The following is a 15,334-nucleotide window of genomic DNA, read 5'->3' as shown; positions in this document are numbered from 1 at the left end:
TTCGTTCTTCATCCGACACCACACACTGCTTTTGCCTTTGCCATCCGCTCTGCCTCATTAACCTGTCGAGGCCGGGGCGGTGTGGGTTGGCAGGGGTGTCCGCGGCATGGATGCCGCGGCCAAGCCCCCAAGGACGGGTTTACGGCGTCCCCTGCCAGCCCACACCGCCCCGGCCCATCCACGGCACCACGAAGCGCCAGCGCTTTGGCTGTTGCAGTTGCAGTTGCGCCTCTGCCTGCCGCAGGCATCGGCCCTCCCACCACCCGCACCCGATACAATGGCCATCTGCCGTAGCCCGGCATCCCGTCCCTGAGCCAAAGAGTTGCCCATGTCCATCGTCCGCATGACCGACCTCGACCTCTCCGGCAAGCGCGTGCTGATCCGCCAGGATCTGAACGTGCCGATCGAGAATGGCCGCATCACTTCCGAACAGCGCATCACCGCTTCGCTGCCGACGCTCAAGCGCGCGCTGGAGCAGGGCGCGGCGGTGATGGTCACCTCGCACCTGGGGCGCCCGAAGGAAGGCGTGTGGAGCGAGGCCGATTCGCTGGCGCCGGTCGCCGCACGCCTGTCCGAGCTGCTGGGCCGCGAAGTGCCGCTGGTGCGCGACTGGGTTGATGGTGTCGACGTGCAGCCGGGCCAGCTGGTGCTGCTGGAAAACTGCCGCATGAATGTCGGCGAGGGCAAGGACGACGAGGCCCTGTCGAAGAAGTACGCCGCGCTGTGCGACGTGTTCGTGATGGACGCGTTCGGCACCGCGCACCGCGCCCAGGCCTCGACCCACGGCGTGATCCGCTTCGCGCCGGTCGCCGCTGGCGGCCCGCTGCTGATGGCCGAACTGGACGCGCTGGCCCAGGCGCTGGGCGCGCCGGCCAAGCCGTTGCTGGCCATCGTCGCCGGCAGCAAGGTCAGCACCAAGCTGGAACTGCTGGCCAACCTGGTCGGCAAGGTCGATCAGCTGATCGTCGGTGGCGGCATCGCCAACACCTTCATCGCTGCCGCTGGCTTCAACGTTGGCAAGTCGCTGTACGAACCGGACCTGCTGGATACCGCGAAGAAGATCGTGGCCGATGCCAAGGCGCGTGGCGCTGACATTCCGCTGCCGGTCGACGTGGTCACCGCCAAGCAGTTCCTGCCCGATGCCGTGGCTGAAGTGAAGGCGGTGGACGCTGTTGCCGAAGACGATCTGATCCTGGACATCGGCCCGCAGACCGCCGCGCAGTACGCGCAGCTGATCGAAAAGGCCGGCACCGTGGTCTGGAACGGCCCGGTCGGCGTGTTCGAGTTCGAGGCCTTCAGCAAGGGCACCGAAGCGCTGGCCCGCGCCATCGCCAGCTCGAAGGCGTTCTCCATCGCCGGCGGTGGTGACACGCTGGCCGCGGTCGACAAGTTCGATATCGCCAAGGAGGTCAGCTACATCTCCACCGGTGGCGGCGCGTTCCTGGAATTCCTGGAAGGCAAGACCCTGCCGGCGGTTGCCGCGCTCGACGCGCGCGGCGCATGAGTGCCGACCCGCGCAAGGATGTCCTGTTCTTCGACCTCGACGGTACGCTGATCGATTCGCAGGTCGGCATTACCGCGTGCATCGCCTATGCGCTGCAGAAGATGGACCATCCGGTACCGCCGCAGGCGACGCTGCTGGGCTGGATCGGTCCGTCGCTGCGCACCACGTTCGCGCCGTTGTTCATTGAACCGGCGCGGGTGGAACAGGCGGTGGGCTATTACCGTGAACGCTTCGATGCCGAGTGCTGGCGCGAGCACACGGTGTACCCGCAGGTGGAAGACACCCTGCGCACGCTGCATGGTCGTGGCCACCGCCTGGCGGTGGTCACCGCCAAGAACGAACCGCATGCGCGCCGTATCCTTGCCCACCTGCCGTTCGGCGGGTTGTTCGAGGAGATCATCGGTTCGACCCTGGACGGCTCGCGCAGCCACAAGCCGGAGCTGGTCGGCGAGGCGTTGCGCCGGCTGCAAGTGCAGCCCGCACAGTGCTGGATGATCGGCGATCGCCGCATGGATATCGAAGGCGCACGCCACCACGGCCTGCGCAGTGTCGGCGTGCTGTGGGGCTTTGGCGGCGAAGCGGAACTCACCGAAGCCGGCGCCGGCCAGTTGGCCCATGAGCCGGCACAGCTGGAAACGCTGCTGGCCTAGCTTTCTGTAGCGCCGAGCCCTGCGCGGCTGCTTCAGCGCATGCCCAGCCGGGCAGGGGCTCGACGCTACAGAACGCCCTGCGCCAGCGTATGTCCGGACCATGTCCGTTCCATGACCCGCGAAGTCAGGCGGCACAAGGCTGTAACCGTATACATGCGGCGTGAAGGATGTGCTAATTTCCGTTCTTTATCGGGAGAGGCCCCTTCACCATGTTCGAGCGTCAGCGTCGCACCAAGATCCTTGCCACCCTCGGTCCGGCTACCGATCCGCCGGGCGTGCTGGAGGATCTGTTCCGCGCCGGCGTCAACGTGGTGCGCCTCAACTTCAGCCACGGTGACCCCTCCGGCCAGGCCAAGCGTGCCGCCGAAGTGCGTGCCGCTGCGGCCCGCGTGGGCGTGGAAGTGGGCATCCTGGCCGACCTGCCGGGCCCGAAGATCCGCATCGAGCGCTTCGCAGAAGGCAAGGTGCAGCTGAAGGCGGGCGACCGCTTCGACCTGATCGCCAGCGAGAACGCCGGCCCGGGCACTGCCAGCCAGGTCGGTGTCAGCTACCTGGGCCTGCCGCAGGACGTGGGCCCGGGCGATGTGCTGCTGCTCGACGATGGCCTGATGCAACTGCAGGTGGTCGAGGTGCAGGGCGAGCGCATCATCAACACCGTGCTCAACGATGGCGCGCTGTCCGACCGCAAGGGCCTGAACAAGCAGGGCGGTGGCCTGTCGCTGGGGGCGCTGACCGAGCGCGACAAGGAACTGATCGGCATCGTCGCCAAGATCGGCGTGGACTTCATCGCCGTATCGTTCTGCCGCAATGCGCAGGACATGAATGATGCGCGTGAGATCGCCGAATCGCATGGCTGCTACGCCGCACTGGTGTCCAAGATCGAGCGCACCGAAGCCATCGAGAACCTGGAAGAGATCGTCGAGGCCAGCGACGTGGTGATGGTGGCCCGTGGCGACTTGGGTGTGGAGATCGGCGACGCCGAACTGCCGGGCCTGCAGAAGAAGATCATCAAGGCCTCGCTGGCGCAGAACAAGGTGGTGATCACCGCCACGCAGATGCTGCAGTCGATGGTGGAAAGCCCGATCCCGACCCGCGCCGAAGTGCTGGACGTGGCCAACTCGGTCATCGACGGTACCGATGCGGTGATGCTCTCGGCCGAAACCGCCGCCGGTGCCTATCCGGTCAAGGCCGTGGAAGCGATGGCGCGCATCTGCCTGGGCGCCGAGCGCCAGTTCCAGACCGAGACCGACTTCAACGCCTCGCCGCGCAACCTGGAACGTGCCGACCAGGCCATCGCCATGGCGACCATGTTCCTGTCGCAGCATGTGGGCGTGCGCGCGATCGTGGCAATGACCGAATCCGGCGGTACCGCACGCTACCTGTCGCGTTTCCGCGCCAAGGCACCGGTGTTCGCGGTGACCCGCCACGACGGTGCACGTCGCCAGATGGCGCTGATGCGCGATGTCTATCCGATCAATTTCGACAGCCGTGGCCTGACCCCGCGCGAAGCCGCACGTGGCAGCATCCGCCTGCTGGTGGAATCGGAACTGCTGCAGGCCGGTGACCGCGTGGTGTTCACCAGTGGCGAGCACATGGAAACCCTGGGTGCGACCAACACCCTGCGCCTGCTGGAAGTGGGCGAAGACGGCCGCGCCAGCGGCCTGGGCGATCTATAAGCCCTGACGGTATCGGGTCGGAGCCGCTGCGCGGATCCGACCCGGGGTCAGATCCCCGGAGGGGCCCTGACCCCCAGCGATAGGACATTGCTTGTCCGGTGCAGACATTGGAAGCGTTTCCACCCTGGCCTCCACGGCGAGGCGACGGGCAGCAGGGCTATACTTACGTTTTTCCCGCACCCGCCACAGGAAATACATGAGCATCGAACAGCTGGCCGAAACCGCCCAGGCCATGGTCGCCCCGGGCAAGGGCATCATCGCGATCGACGAATCCACCGCTACCATCGCCAAGCGTTTCGCTGGCGTCGGTATCGAGAATACCGAGGAGAACCGTCGTGCCTACCGCGAGCTGCTGCTGACCACGCCGAAGCTCAACGAGCACATTTCCGGCGCCATCCTGTACGACGAAACCATCCGCCAGTCGACCAAGGACGGCGTGCCGTTCGCCAAGTACATGGCCGACCACGGCATGATTCCGGGCATCAAGGTGGACAAGGGTGCGCACCCGCTGGCCGGCTGCCCGGGCGAGCTGGTGACCGAAGGCCTGGACGGCCTGCGCGAGCGCCTGCAGGAGTACTACAAGCTGGGTGCGCGCTTCGCCAAGTGGCGTGCGGTGATCAACATCGGCGAAAGCATTCCGTCGGGCACCTGCATCGAGTCCAATGCGCATGCGCTGGCCCGCTATGCGGCGCTGTGCCAGGAATGCGGCCTGGTGCCGATGGTCGAGCCGGAAGTGATCATGGACGGCGACCACGACATCGAGACCTGCTACGAAGTCACCGAAGCCACCCTGCGTTCGCTGTTCGATGCGCTGTACCAGCAGAACGTGCTGCTGGAAGGCACCATCCTGAAGGCATCGATGGTCATCTCCGGCAAGGGCTGCGACGAGCAGGCCGACGTCGAGGAAGTGGCCGAGTCGACCGTGATGTGCCTCAAGAGCACCGTGCCGGCGATCCTGCCGGGCGTGGTGTTCCTGTCCGGTGGCCAGAGCGACGAGCAGTCCACCGAGCACCTGAACGCGATGAACCAGCTGGGCAACCTGCCGTGGCCGCTGAGCTTCTCCTACGGCCGCGCCATGCAGCAGGCGGCACTGAAGCTGTGGGCCAAGGACATGAAGGGCAACTACGCTGCTGCCCAGAAGACCGTGTACGAGCGCGCCAAGGACAACGGCCTGGCCGCGCTGGGCAAGTGGAACGGCTGATCGGTTCCATCGCTGGATGAAAAGGCAACGCCGGCATCATGCCGGCGTTTGCTTTTGCGGGTATCTTTTCCGCGCCCGCGTACCCGGCCGGTACGTGGGCATTACATGGAAGGCCAAGGAGAAACAACATGCGTCTGGCAGCACTCACACTGGCCGTTGCCGCGGCCCTGGTCGCCGGCGGCTGCAACCGCATCGGTACGGGCATGGATGCGGGCAAGGCTGCACCGCTCGAATTCGACAAGCCGGTGTCCGGCGAGATCACCACGCGCAGCGGCATCAATTTCAACGACGGCAGCCACCACCAGCTTTACCAGATCACGCTGGACGACAAGGAGCTGGTCGGCCTGAAGCTGACCGGTGCGCTCAACGGTTCGATCGCCGTGTTCAACAACGGCAGCCTGGTATCCACCAGCAATACCCTTTACGAGCGCGAAGGTGATGTCTCGCTGGCATTCCGCGCCAATGGCGGCGGCACCTACCAGGTGGCCGTCAATGCCGATGGCCCGTCCGAATTCGGTCCGTACCGCCTGCGCGCCGAAAAGCTGAAGCCGTACGACGGCAAGCCATTGGTGGGGAGCGGCGAAATCGTCGACATGCTGGCCAGCGATTCGCAGGACTACACCTTGCAGGTGGAGAAGGAAGGCCTGTACGAGATCCGCCTGGTGTCGGATGTCTTCGATCCGGTGCTGAAGGTGTCCGGCCAGGGCGTGGATGCCGAGAACGACGATGGCGGTGACAGCGCCAACTCGCGCCTGAGCCTGTCGCTGAAGCCCGGCAAGTACACCCTGAGCGCGCGCGGCCTCGGTGACGGCGTCAATGGCATGTTTACCCTGTCGGCCACCCGCATTGAACTGCCGGGCAATCTGGTCGAGCGCGATGGCACGCCACTGCCGGCCTCGGGCAGCGTGTACACCATGCTCGACAACGAAGGTCGCCGCCGCTTCCTGCTGACCCTGGATCGTCCGGCCGACGTGCGCCTGGATGCGATCTCCAGCCAGGTCGACACCGTGCTGCGCGTGGTCGGCGCCGACGTCGAGCTGTCCGACGACGATGGTGGCAACGACACCAATGCACGCCTGGTGGAAACGCTGCCGGCCGGTCACTACACGGTCGACGTGTCCAGCCTGAACAATGGCGCCGGGCTGGTGGAAGTGCGCGTGCAGGTGGCAGGCGCCAGCGCCGATGATGCGGCCGCCGTGGAGGCGGTCAGCCCCTGAGGTAGATCCACGCGATGCGTGGATGGTACTGACCGCACAACGGAAAAGGCCGGGCAATGCCCGGCCTTTTCCCGTTCTTCCAGTCCGTTGCTCAATGCGCGGCGGCGAGGCCCGCATCACCCAGCGGCGGCAGCATCGTGCTGCGCGGCTCGCTTTCAGTGTTCTGCCCGGCCGCCGCCAGCGCCTGCTGGTAGGCCTTGGCGGTGGCGGTATTGAACGCAACCAGCACGATGCGCATCGGCTGTGCATGGCTGCGCTGCCACGCCAGTGTTTCGGTCACCGCGATCTGCGCGGCCTGGTACAGCGGATAGCCGTACACGCCGCAGCTGATCGCCGGGAACGCGATCGACTGCACGCCCAGCGACTCGGCCAGCTGCAGTGACTTCCAGTAGCAGTTGGCCAGCAGTGCCGGTTCGTCGCGCTGGCCGTCGTGCCAGACCGGTCCCACGGTGTGCAGTACATGCCGTGCGGGCAATGCGTATCCGGCCGTAGCGCGCACCTCGCCGGTCGGGCAACGCATGCCCGGGCGCAGCTCCGGCAACTGCTCGCACTCGGCCAGCAAGGCCGGGCCGGCGGCGCGATGGATCGCACCGTCTACACCGCCGCCACCGAGCAATGTTTCATTGGCCGCGTTGACGATCGCATCCACCGCCAGGGTCGTGATGTCGCCCTGCCAAACTTCGATCTTCATGCGTCCGTCTCCTGCCTGTGAGGTGATCCGCGCAGCATCTGCGCTGGCTGTCACCACGGTAGGGGACAGGGCATCGATACTGCGTCATGACCGTCTCACGCGCTGCGATCCGACGGCCTTCACGCACGATGGCGGGCGGTGCCTTCATGCAGGCTGAAGCGAAACGGGGTCGGAGCCCTTTCCCTGCGGAAAAGGAATCCGACCCCAGGCATCCAGCAGGAGGGGGTCAGATCCTTTTTCCGGATGGAAAAGGCTCTGACCCCGGGTGTCACGGCAGGCCGGCCAGCCAATCGTCGTCGGAGCCTTCATTCACATCGGCAAACAGCGGCGTGGAGAAGTAGCGCTCGCCGGTGTCGGGCAGCATCGCCAGGATCACGGCGCCCGGTTCAGCACGCGCGGCCACGTCCAGCGCGCTGGCCACGGTGGCGCCGGCGGAGATGCCGACGAAAATGCCTTCTTCAGCAGCCAGGCGTCGTGCGGTGGCAATGGCGCGGTCATCTTCGACCGACACCAGTTCATCCACCACGGCGCGGTTGAGCACGTCGGGCACGAAGTCCGGCGTCCAGCCCTGGATCTTGTGCGGCTTCCAGTCATCGCCCTTGAGCAGAGCGGCGCCGGCCGGCTCGGTGGCAATGATGCGGGTCTGCGGGCGCGCGACCTTCAGCACTTCACCGACACCGGTGAGCGTACCGCCGGTACCCCAGCCACTGACGAAATAGTCCAGCCGCTTGCCGGCGAAGTCGCGCAGGATTTCGGCGGCGGTGGTGTTGCGGTGATACGCCGGGTTGGCCGGGTTGGCGAACTGGCTGGCGAGGAACCAGCCATGCTCTTCGGCCAGCTCGCGCGCCCTGCGCACCATGCCGCTGCCGCGTTCGGCGGCCGGGGTCAGGATCACCTTGGCGCCATAGGCGCGCATCAGCTTGCGGCGTTCCACCGAGAAGGTCTCGACCATGGTGGCCACGAACTTGTAGCCGCGCGCGGCGGCGACCATCGCCAGCGCCACGCCGGTGTTGCCCGAGGTGGCCTCGACGATCGTGTCGCCCGGCTTGAGCAGGCCACGTGCTTCGGCATCGAGGATGATCGCCAGCGCCAGGCGGTCCTTCACCGAGCCGCCCGGGTTGAACGACTCGACCTTGGCGTAGAGGCTGACCTGCGGTGGCGCCAGGCGCTGCAGCTTGACGATGGGGGTGTTGCCGACGGTATCGAGGATGGAGTCGTACAGGGCCATGGAAGCGCTCCGGAAACGGGGCCTCGCCGGGCTTCGGCGGGCGAAGGGGGAGGGCTGGCTGTTCAGGCCAGCGGCTGCCGGCTGACCGTAGCGCCGGCATATGACGCCCGGAAATGACCAGATACCTTTCTTAAACAACCTTTGGTTATAAGCTGGTGACGGCAATTGACCCTAGAGTGGACCTCCGCCCCATGCCGCCTGCCTGCCCATGACGCTGACACAGCTGCGCTACCTGGTTGCCATCGCCGACGCCGAGCTGAACATCACGCTGGCCGCCTCGCGCGTGCACGCGACCCAGCCAGGCCTGTCCAAGCAGCTCAAGCAGCTGGAGGACGAACTTGGCTTCCTGTTGTTCGTGCGCAAGGGGCGCAGCCTGGAATCGGTCACCCCGGCCGGCACCGAGGTCATCGCCCGCGCCCGCGCGGTACTGGCCGAGGCCAACAACATCCGCACCTATGCCGCCAATCAGCGTCGTGAGAGCCAGGGCCAGCTGATCCTGACCACCACCCACACCCAGGCGCGCTTCGTGCTGCCGCCGGCGGTGGCGGCGATCAAGCAGGCGTACCCGCAGGTCAGCGTGCACCTGCAGCAGGCCGGTGAAGCCGACGCGCTGGACCGCTTGAACCAGGGTGATGCCGATATCGCCATCATCAGCACCGCCGGTGGTGAGCCGACCGATGGCATCGCCGTGCCGCTGTTCCGCTGGCGCCGCCTGGTGGTGGTGCCCAAGGGCCATCCACTGGATCGCGCCGGCCGCGCGCCGGACCTGGCCGCGTTGGCCCGGCAACCGCTGATCAGCTACGAATCTTCGACACGGCCGAACTCGTCGTTGCAGCGCGCGTTCGCCGCCAGCGGCCTGGTGCCGGACCTTGCGTTGACCGCGCTGGATGCGGACCTGATCAAGACCTACGTGCGTACCGGGCTGGGCGTGGGGCTGCTGGCGGAGATGGCGGTCAGTGCCAATGATGAAGACCTGCGCGCGTGGCCGGCCCCGGCGCCGATCACCGAGTGCATCGCGTGGGCGGTGCTGCCGCGCGACCGCGTGCTGCGCGATTACGCGCTGGAGTTGGTGCATGTGCTGGCCCCGCAGATCGATCCGCGCGATCTGCGGCGGGTGCTGGATGGCAACCAGGCTGCGGCGTGGCCGGTTCCCCCGACCTGGGAGTCACTGACCCAGACCATCACGGTCTGAAGGGTGGGTCGAGCAGGGCTGCGCCCTGCACCCGCAGAATCAACGGCAACGGCAACAGCTTGCATTCCGTGGGACACCGCCCCACCGCTGACAGATCTCTACGGCTGTCGGTGGGTGTCGACCTTGGTCGACACGGTAGATCCACGCCATGCGTGGATGCTTTTCGATTCCAATTCGAAATATTCGATTCCGATGGAAATTCATCCACGCATGGCGTGGATCTACTGCAGATTGCGGAAAACTGTCGAAGGCGGGGTGGGTCCGGTTGCGGGAGTGTCCGCGGCATGGATGCCGCGGCCAAGCCCCCATGGATGGGTTTACGGCGTCTCCCGCAACCGGACCCACCCCGCCTACCCACGGATAGCCAGCTTTTGCAGTTGACGTTGACGTTGATTCCGCGGGTGCAGGGCTGCAAGCCCTGCCAAACACCCTTCAACGCCTGGGGGCGAGCTGCTCGAGCAGTTCCCAGGATTTCAGGCCGCGCGGCCCCAGATGATGGGCCAGCACCCGCCGCATCGGCAGGCGCAGGCTGGCCAGGTCGGCCGCATCGGGCTCTTCGTCGGACGCGAGGGCCAGCAGCGCCGAACCCGTGGCCGCTGCATTGCGCTCACCGCCACGCTCGCTCAACAGCCGTTGCGGCCCTTCCTGCGGGTCCAGTCCGTAACGTGCCGCCGGATCGATCGGCTGGCCATCACTGGCAGTGTCCAGCTCGAAGCCCAGGCCCAGCGCGGACAGCAGCTCGCGCTCGAAGCGGCGCAGGGTCCATGCCAGGCCCGCGCCCACCGCCAGCCGCGCGCGCGCCTCGCCGTAGGCCAGGTACAGTTCCGGCAACGGATCCTGGCGGGGCGCCAGGCGCAGGGTCAGTTCACTCAGGTAGAAACCGGCCAGCATCGCCTGGCCAACCAATCGCGGCGCGGCATCCAGCGCCTCGGCGCCGCGCAGCTGGGCCAGCTCACCGCGCTGCAGGGCACTGAAGCGGATCCACTGCAACGGCTGCAGGGCGGCGCGCAGCACCTGCCCCTTCGCCGTTGAAACACCACGCGCGAGCAGGCCGAGGCGGCCATGCTGCGCGCTCAATACCTCGACCAGCAGGCTGGTCTCGCGATAGGCCCGTGCATGCAGCACGAAGCCGGTGTCGTCCTCGATCATCATCGAAGCGACCGGTCCGGCTTACTCGTAACCGAAGGCCTTCAGTGCGGCCTCGTCGTCGGACCAGCCTTCACGCACGCGCACCCAGGTTTCCAGGAACACCTTGGCGCCGAACAGGCGCTCCATCTGCAGGCGGGACTTGGCACCGATCTCCTTCAGGCGGGCGCCGCCCTTGCCGATCACGATGGCCTTCTGGCCTTCGCGCTCGACCCAGATCACCGCACCGATGCGCAGCAGGTTGCCGTCTTCGGTGAAGCGCTCGATCTCCACGGTGGTGGCATACGGCAGCTCTTCGCCGAGCTGGCGCATCAGCTGCTCGCGCACCAGTTCGCCAGCCAGGAAACGCTGGCTGCGGTCGGTGATCTCGTCCTCGCCGAACATCGGCGGGGCTTCCGGCAGCAGCTTCAGCACATCGCGTACCAGCGCTTCCAGGCCATTGCGCTTCTGCGCGGAGATCGGGTGCACGGCGGCGAAATCGCGGCCTTCGGTCACCTGCTGCAGGAACGGCAGCAGCGCGCCCTTTTCCTTCAGGCGATCGATCTTGTTGACCACCAGCACCACCGGGATGCCAGCGTCGCGCAGCACATTGAAGGCCAGGCTGTCTTCTTCGTCCCAGCGACCGGCTTCGATCACCAGCAGGCCGGCGTCGACGCCTTCCAGCGAGCCGCGCGCGGCGCGGTTCATCACCCGGTTCATCGCCCGCTTCTGCACCTTGTGCAGGCCGGGGGTGTCGACCAGCACCAGCTGGCCTTCCGGGTAGGTGGCGATGCCCAGCAGGCGATGACGCGTGGTCTGCGGGCGGTTGGAAACGATGCTGACCTTGGCGCCGACCAGGGCATTGGTCAGGGTCGACTTGCCCACGTTCGGGCGGCCGATGACGGCCACGCTGCCGCAATGATGGGGAGTTTGTTCGCTCACTTGGAATCCAGTTGTTCTAGGACGGCCGCAGCCGCCTGTTGTTCGGCAAGCCGCCGCGAGGCGCCTTCGCCCTCGGTGCTGACGGCCGGGTCGGCTACGTTGCAGCGTACCCGGAAGTGTTTGGCGTGGTCGTCACCGGATTCTGACACCAGTTCGTACTGCGGCAACGCCTTCTGCCGGGCCTGCAGCCATTCCTGCAGGCGGGTCTTGGGGTCCTTCTCGGGCCGGCCGGAAGCCGGCAGCGCCTCGATCGACGCGCTGAACCAGGGCAGCACCACTGCCCGGCAGACTTCAAAGCCGGCGTCCAGATAGATCGCGGCGACCACGGCTTCGACCGCGTCGGCCAGGATCGAGTCGCGGCGATGGCCGCCGGACTTCAATTCACCCGACCCCAGGGTCAGGCGGTCGCCCAGCTCCAGGGTCCGCGCGATCACCGCCAGCGCGCCTTCACGCACCAGCTCGGCGCGCGCACGGGTCATCGCGCCTTCGTCCGCCTTGGGCCAGCGCTGGTACAACGCTTCGGCCGCCATCATGTTGACGATGCTGTCGCCGAGGAACTCCAGGCGCTCGTTGTGCGGCGCACCCGCACTGCGATGGGTCAGCGCCTGCTTGAGCAGGGCCGCATCGCGGAAGGGATGACCGATCAGGTCGCCACGTTGGATGAATTTACTGGGCACCGCTGCGTATCAGGTCCTGGGATGAATCGAATTTGCCAACCACGTCGAGGTTGCCGATCAATGGGCGACGCACTTCGTAGTTGACCTTGAGGGTCCAGCCATTGTCGCGACGATCAAACTTCACGTCCGCCGGCTTCACGTTTTCCGAGTAGTTGATGTACAGGCGCTTGAAGAACAGTTCCTGGATGCGGGCCGGCTCCATGCTGCCCACGCCCGGCTCGTTGGCCAGGCTCTTCATCGCCGAGCGCACCGCGTAGTACTCCTGGTACATCGGGAACAGCTTCATGCCGATGTAAAGGAAGAAACCAACCACGATCAGGACCGCCAGGAACGAGGTCAGGGTCATGCCACGCTGCGTGTTCATCGTCTTCATTGCGTTCTCCCCAGATACGCGTTGGATGTGAAGGTGCTCAGTTGATGCTCGAACCGATCCGCGACGGCTCGAAGCCATCCTTGCAGAACCAGCCCTGGCAGTTCAGCCAGATCAGGAACGCCTTGCCGCGCAGGTTCTCTTCCGGCAGCAGGCCCCAGAAGCGGCCGTCGTCACTGTTGTCGCGGTTGTCGCCCATCACCAGGTACTTGCCGGCCGGCACCGTCCACTGGCCCTGGCCACGCGGATACTCGGTCTCCAGCACGGTGTGGGTACGGCCCGGCAGGTGCTCGACCAGCAGGTTGGCGCCCTCGCCCTGGCCCTTGTGGCCGGCGTAGATACCCTTGTTGTCGTACTTCAGCGGCTCACCGTTGAGGGTCACGCTGTCGCCTTCGAAGACCACGGTGTCACCCGGCACGCCGATCACGCGCTTGATGAAGTTCTCGCCCTTGGCCGGGTCGTTGTCGCTGTGGCCGGGGAAGTGGAACACCACCACGTCGCCACGCGAGGGTTCGCCGAACGGCACGATCTTGGTGTTGCTGATCGGCAGGCGCAGGCCGTAGGAGAACTTGTTGACCAGGATGAAATCGCCAATCAGCAGGTTCGGCATCATCGAACTGGACGGGATCTTGTACGGCTCGGCGATGAAGCTGCGCACGATCAGCACGATCGCCAGCACCGGGAAGAACGCACGCGAATAATCCACCAGCACCGGCTCGGAATCGAGCAGGCCCGCGCGCTGGGCGCGGCGCTTGGCGAGGTACAGCTTGTCCGCAAGCAGGATCAGGCCCGAGGCCAGGGTCAGCACGACCAGGAGGATCTCAAACAGTTTCATTCAGGGTCCTTTGCAACGTCACCGGACGACCGGCCCCGCAGGGCCGGTGCGGGATTACTTGTTGTCCATCTGCAGCACGGCCAGGAACGCTTCCTGCGGAATCTCCACGCGGCCGACCTGCTTCATGCGCTTCTTGCCTTCCTTCTGCTTTTCCAGAAGCTTCTTCTTGCGCGAAACGTCGCCACCATAGCACTTGGCCAGCACGTTCTTGCGCATGGCCTTGACCGTGGTACGGGCGATGATCTGCGAGCCGACGGCGGCCTGGATGGCGACGTCGAACATCTGCCGCGGGATCAGGTCCTTCATCTTCTCGCACAGCTCGCGGCCACGGCGGTCGGCGTGGCTGCGGTGCACGATCAGCGACAGCGCATCGACCTTGTCACCATTGATCAGCACGTCCACGCGCACGAACGGGCCGGCATCGAAGCGCACGAAGTGGTAGTCCAGCGAGGCATAGCCGCGGCTGACCGACTTCAGCTTGTCGAAGAAGTCCAGCACCACTTCGGCCATCGGCAGCTCGTAGCTGATCTGCACCTGGCTGCCGAGGTAGTTGATGCCGATCTGGCTGCCGCGCTTTTCCTCGCACAGCTTGATGATGTTGCCGATGTACTCCTCGGGGGTGAGCACGTTGGCACGGATGATCGGCTCGCGGATCTCCTCGACCTGGTTCACCGGCGGCAGCTTGGCCGGGTTGTCCATGTTGATGATCGAGCCGTCGGTCTTCAGCACCTCGTACACCACCGTCGGTGCGGTACTGATCAGGTCCAGGTTGTACTCACGCTCCAGGCGCTCCTGCACGATCTCCATGTGCAGCATGCCCAGGAAGCCGCAGCGGAAGCCGAAGCCCATCGCCTCGGAGCTTTCCGGCTCGAAGCGCAGCGCGGCATCGTTCAGGCGCAGCTTGTCCAGCGCTTCGCGCAGGTCCGGGTAATCCTCGGCATCGACCGGGAACAGGCCGGCAAACACGCGCGGCTGCATTTCCTGGAAGCCCGGCAGCGGCTTCGGTGCAGGATCGCCGGCCAGGGTCAGGGTGTCGCCGACCGGCGCACCGTGCACGTCCTTGATGCTGGCGGTGACCCAGCCCACTTCACCGGCACGCAGCGCCGGCAGCACTTTCCGCTTCGGCGTGAACACGCCGACGTTGTCGACCTGGTGGTTGCGGCCGGTGGACATCACCTGCAGCTTGTCGCCGGGCTTGATCTCGCCCTGCATCACGCGCACCAGCGAGACCACGCCCAGGTAGTTGTCGAACCACGAGTCGATGATCAGTGCCTGCAGCTTCTCGGTGTCGCGCGGCGTCGGCGGCGGAATGCGGTGCACGATCGCTTCCAGCACGTCCTGCACGTTCAGGCCGGTCTTGGCGCTGACCGGCACGGCGTCGGCGGCGTCGATGCCGATCACGGCCTCGATTTCGGCCTTGGCGCGTTCGATGTCGGCGGTGGGCAGGTCGATCTTGTTGATCACCGGCACCACTTCCAGGCCCTGCTCCACCGCGGTGTAGCAGTTGGCCACCGACTGCGCTTCCACGCCCTGGGCGGCATCGACGACCAGCAGCGCGCCCTCGCAGGCGGCCAGCGAGCGGCTGACTTCATAGGAGAAGTCGACGTGGCCCGGGGTATCGATGAAGTTCAGGTGGTAGGTCTGCCCGTCCTTGGCCAGGTACGGCAGCGACACCGACTGCGCCTTGATCGTGATGCCACGCTCGCGCTCGATCGGGTTGGAGTCGAGCACCTGCGCTTCCATCTCACGGGCCTGCAGGCCACCGCAGAGCTGGATGATGCGGTCGGCCAGCGTGGACTTGCCGTGGTCGACATGGGCAATGATGGAGAAGTTGCGGATGTTCCGCATCGAATCAGAAGACATAGGTGGCGGCGGCGCGCGGCGTCGTCAGGGTAACGGTCGATTATCGCATGCCCGGCGCCTCGCCGCGAAAACCGCCTCATCGGGCCGGCCCTGAACGGCCGAAGCCCCGCCGGGGCGGGGCTTCGGGGAGAAGCGGAGGCCGCCGGAGCGGCCCCGCGCAGGC

14 protein-coding genes are annotated in these 15,334 nt (G+C 66.1%); 6 read left to right on the top strand and 8 right to left on the bottom strand.

What is annotated here, in order from left to right; all coding sequences use genetic code 11:
* The first annotated feature begins 328 nt into the window (after window positions 1-328).
* From ACMZPQ_RS22265 to ACMZPQ_RS22245, 5 genes are all read left to right on the top strand, one after another.
* The gene (locus tag ACMZPQ_RS22265; protein WP_197583787.1) at window positions 329-1,504 is read left to right on the top strand and encodes a phosphoglycerate kinase; all 1,176 of its coding nucleotides are present in this window, start codon (window positions 329-331) and stop codon (window positions 1,502-1,504) included.
* Window positions 1,501-2,154, top strand: a complete 654-nt coding sequence (locus tag ACMZPQ_RS22260; protein ID WP_197583784.1) for an HAD hydrolase-like protein — start codon at window positions 1,501-1,503, stop codon at window positions 2,152-2,154. The genes ACMZPQ_RS22265 and ACMZPQ_RS22260 overlap by 4 nt, the downstream gene beginning before the upstream one ends.
* Window positions 2,155-2,363: 209 nt before the next feature.
* Window positions 2,364-3,830 carry a pyruvate kinase gene (pyk, locus tag ACMZPQ_RS22255; RefSeq protein WP_197583783.1) on the top strand — a complete coding sequence of 489 codons (1,467 nt, stop codon included), beginning with the start codon at window positions 2,364-2,366 and terminating at the stop codon, window positions 3,828-3,830.
* Window positions 3,831-4,026: 196 nt separating this feature from the next.
* Window positions 4,027-5,031, top strand: coding sequence for a class I fructose-bisphosphate aldolase (locus tag ACMZPQ_RS22250; RefSeq protein ID WP_006465625.1), 1,005 nt, complete (start codon window positions 4,027-4,029; stop codon window positions 5,029-5,031).
* Window positions 5,032-5,159: 128 nt separating this feature from the next.
* Entirely contained in the window at window positions 5,160-6,248 is a 1,089-nt protein-coding gene (locus ACMZPQ_RS22245) for an ABC transporter substrate-binding protein (protein WP_197583781.1), read from the top strand.
* Window positions 6,249-6,339: 91 nt separating this feature from the next.
* Here the strand turns inward: ACMZPQ_RS22245 and ACMZPQ_RS22240 are convergent, their stop codons facing one another.
* Both ACMZPQ_RS22240 and cysK read right to left on the bottom strand, forming a co-directional pair.
* Window positions 6,340-6,939, bottom strand: coding sequence for an O-acetyl-ADP-ribose deacetylase (locus ACMZPQ_RS22240; protein WP_197583780.1), 600 nt, complete (start codon window positions 6,937-6,939; stop codon window positions 6,340-6,342).
* 268 nt (window positions 6,940-7,207) lie between these two features.
* Window positions 7,208-8,167, bottom strand: a complete 960-nt coding sequence (gene cysK / locus ACMZPQ_RS22235) for a cysteine synthase A (RefSeq protein ID WP_197583779.1) — start codon at window positions 8,165-8,167, stop codon at window positions 7,208-7,210.
* Window positions 8,168-8,375: 208 nt separating this feature from the next.
* On the opposite strand from cysK, the gene ACMZPQ_RS22230 reads away from it, so the two are divergent.
* Entirely contained in the window at window positions 8,376-9,359 is a 984-nt protein-coding gene (locus ACMZPQ_RS22230; RefSeq protein ID WP_197583778.1) for a LysR family transcriptional regulator, read from the top strand.
* 432 nt (window positions 9,360-9,791) lie between these two features.
* Here ACMZPQ_RS22230 and recO read toward each other — a convergent pair whose 3' ends face one another.
* From recO to lepA, 6 genes are read right to left on the bottom strand one after another with little or no spacing between them, the layout of a single operon-like run.
* Complete coding sequence (gene recO, locus ACMZPQ_RS22225) at window positions 9,792-10,511, bottom strand: DNA repair protein RecO (RefSeq protein ID WP_197583678.1); 720 nt, start codon at window positions 10,509-10,511, stop codon at window positions 9,792-9,794.
* Window positions 10,512-10,529: 18 nt separating this feature from the next.
* A complete protein-coding gene (gene era / locus ACMZPQ_RS22220) occupies window positions 10,530-11,426 on the bottom strand; it encodes a GTPase Era (RefSeq protein ID WP_005410599.1) in 897 nt (298 codons plus the stop codon).
* Window positions 11,423-12,103 carry a ribonuclease III gene (rnc, locus tag ACMZPQ_RS22215; protein WP_197583679.1) on the bottom strand — a complete coding sequence of 227 codons (681 nt, stop codon included), beginning with the start codon at window positions 12,101-12,103 and terminating at the stop codon, window positions 11,423-11,425. The genes era and rnc overlap by 4 nt, the downstream gene beginning before the upstream one ends.
* On the bottom strand, window positions 12,093-12,476 hold the full coding sequence (locus ACMZPQ_RS22210; RefSeq protein WP_197583680.1) for a DUF4845 domain-containing protein: 384 nt from the start codon (window positions 12,474-12,476) through the stop codon (window positions 12,093-12,095). The genes rnc and ACMZPQ_RS22210 overlap by 11 nt, the downstream gene beginning before the upstream one ends.
* A 37-nt stretch (window positions 12,477-12,513) precedes the next feature.
* A complete protein-coding gene (gene lepB / locus ACMZPQ_RS22205) occupies window positions 12,514-13,308 on the bottom strand; it encodes a signal peptidase I (protein WP_197583681.1) in 795 nt (264 codons plus the stop codon).
* A gap of 54 nt (window positions 13,309-13,362) precedes the next feature.
* On the bottom strand, window positions 13,363-15,156 hold the full coding sequence (lepA, locus tag ACMZPQ_RS22200; protein WP_197583686.1) for a translation elongation factor 4: 1,794 nt from the start codon (window positions 15,154-15,156) through the stop codon (window positions 13,363-13,365).
* Window positions 15,157-15,334 lie beyond the last annotated feature (178 nt).

The sequence above is a fragment of the Stenotrophomonas maltophilia genome (assembly GCF_047497515.2).
Classification (GTDB): Bacteria; Pseudomonadota; Gammaproteobacteria; order Xanthomonadales; family Xanthomonadaceae; genus Stenotrophomonas.
This window is presented reverse-complemented; position numbering and strand designations above follow the sequence as displayed.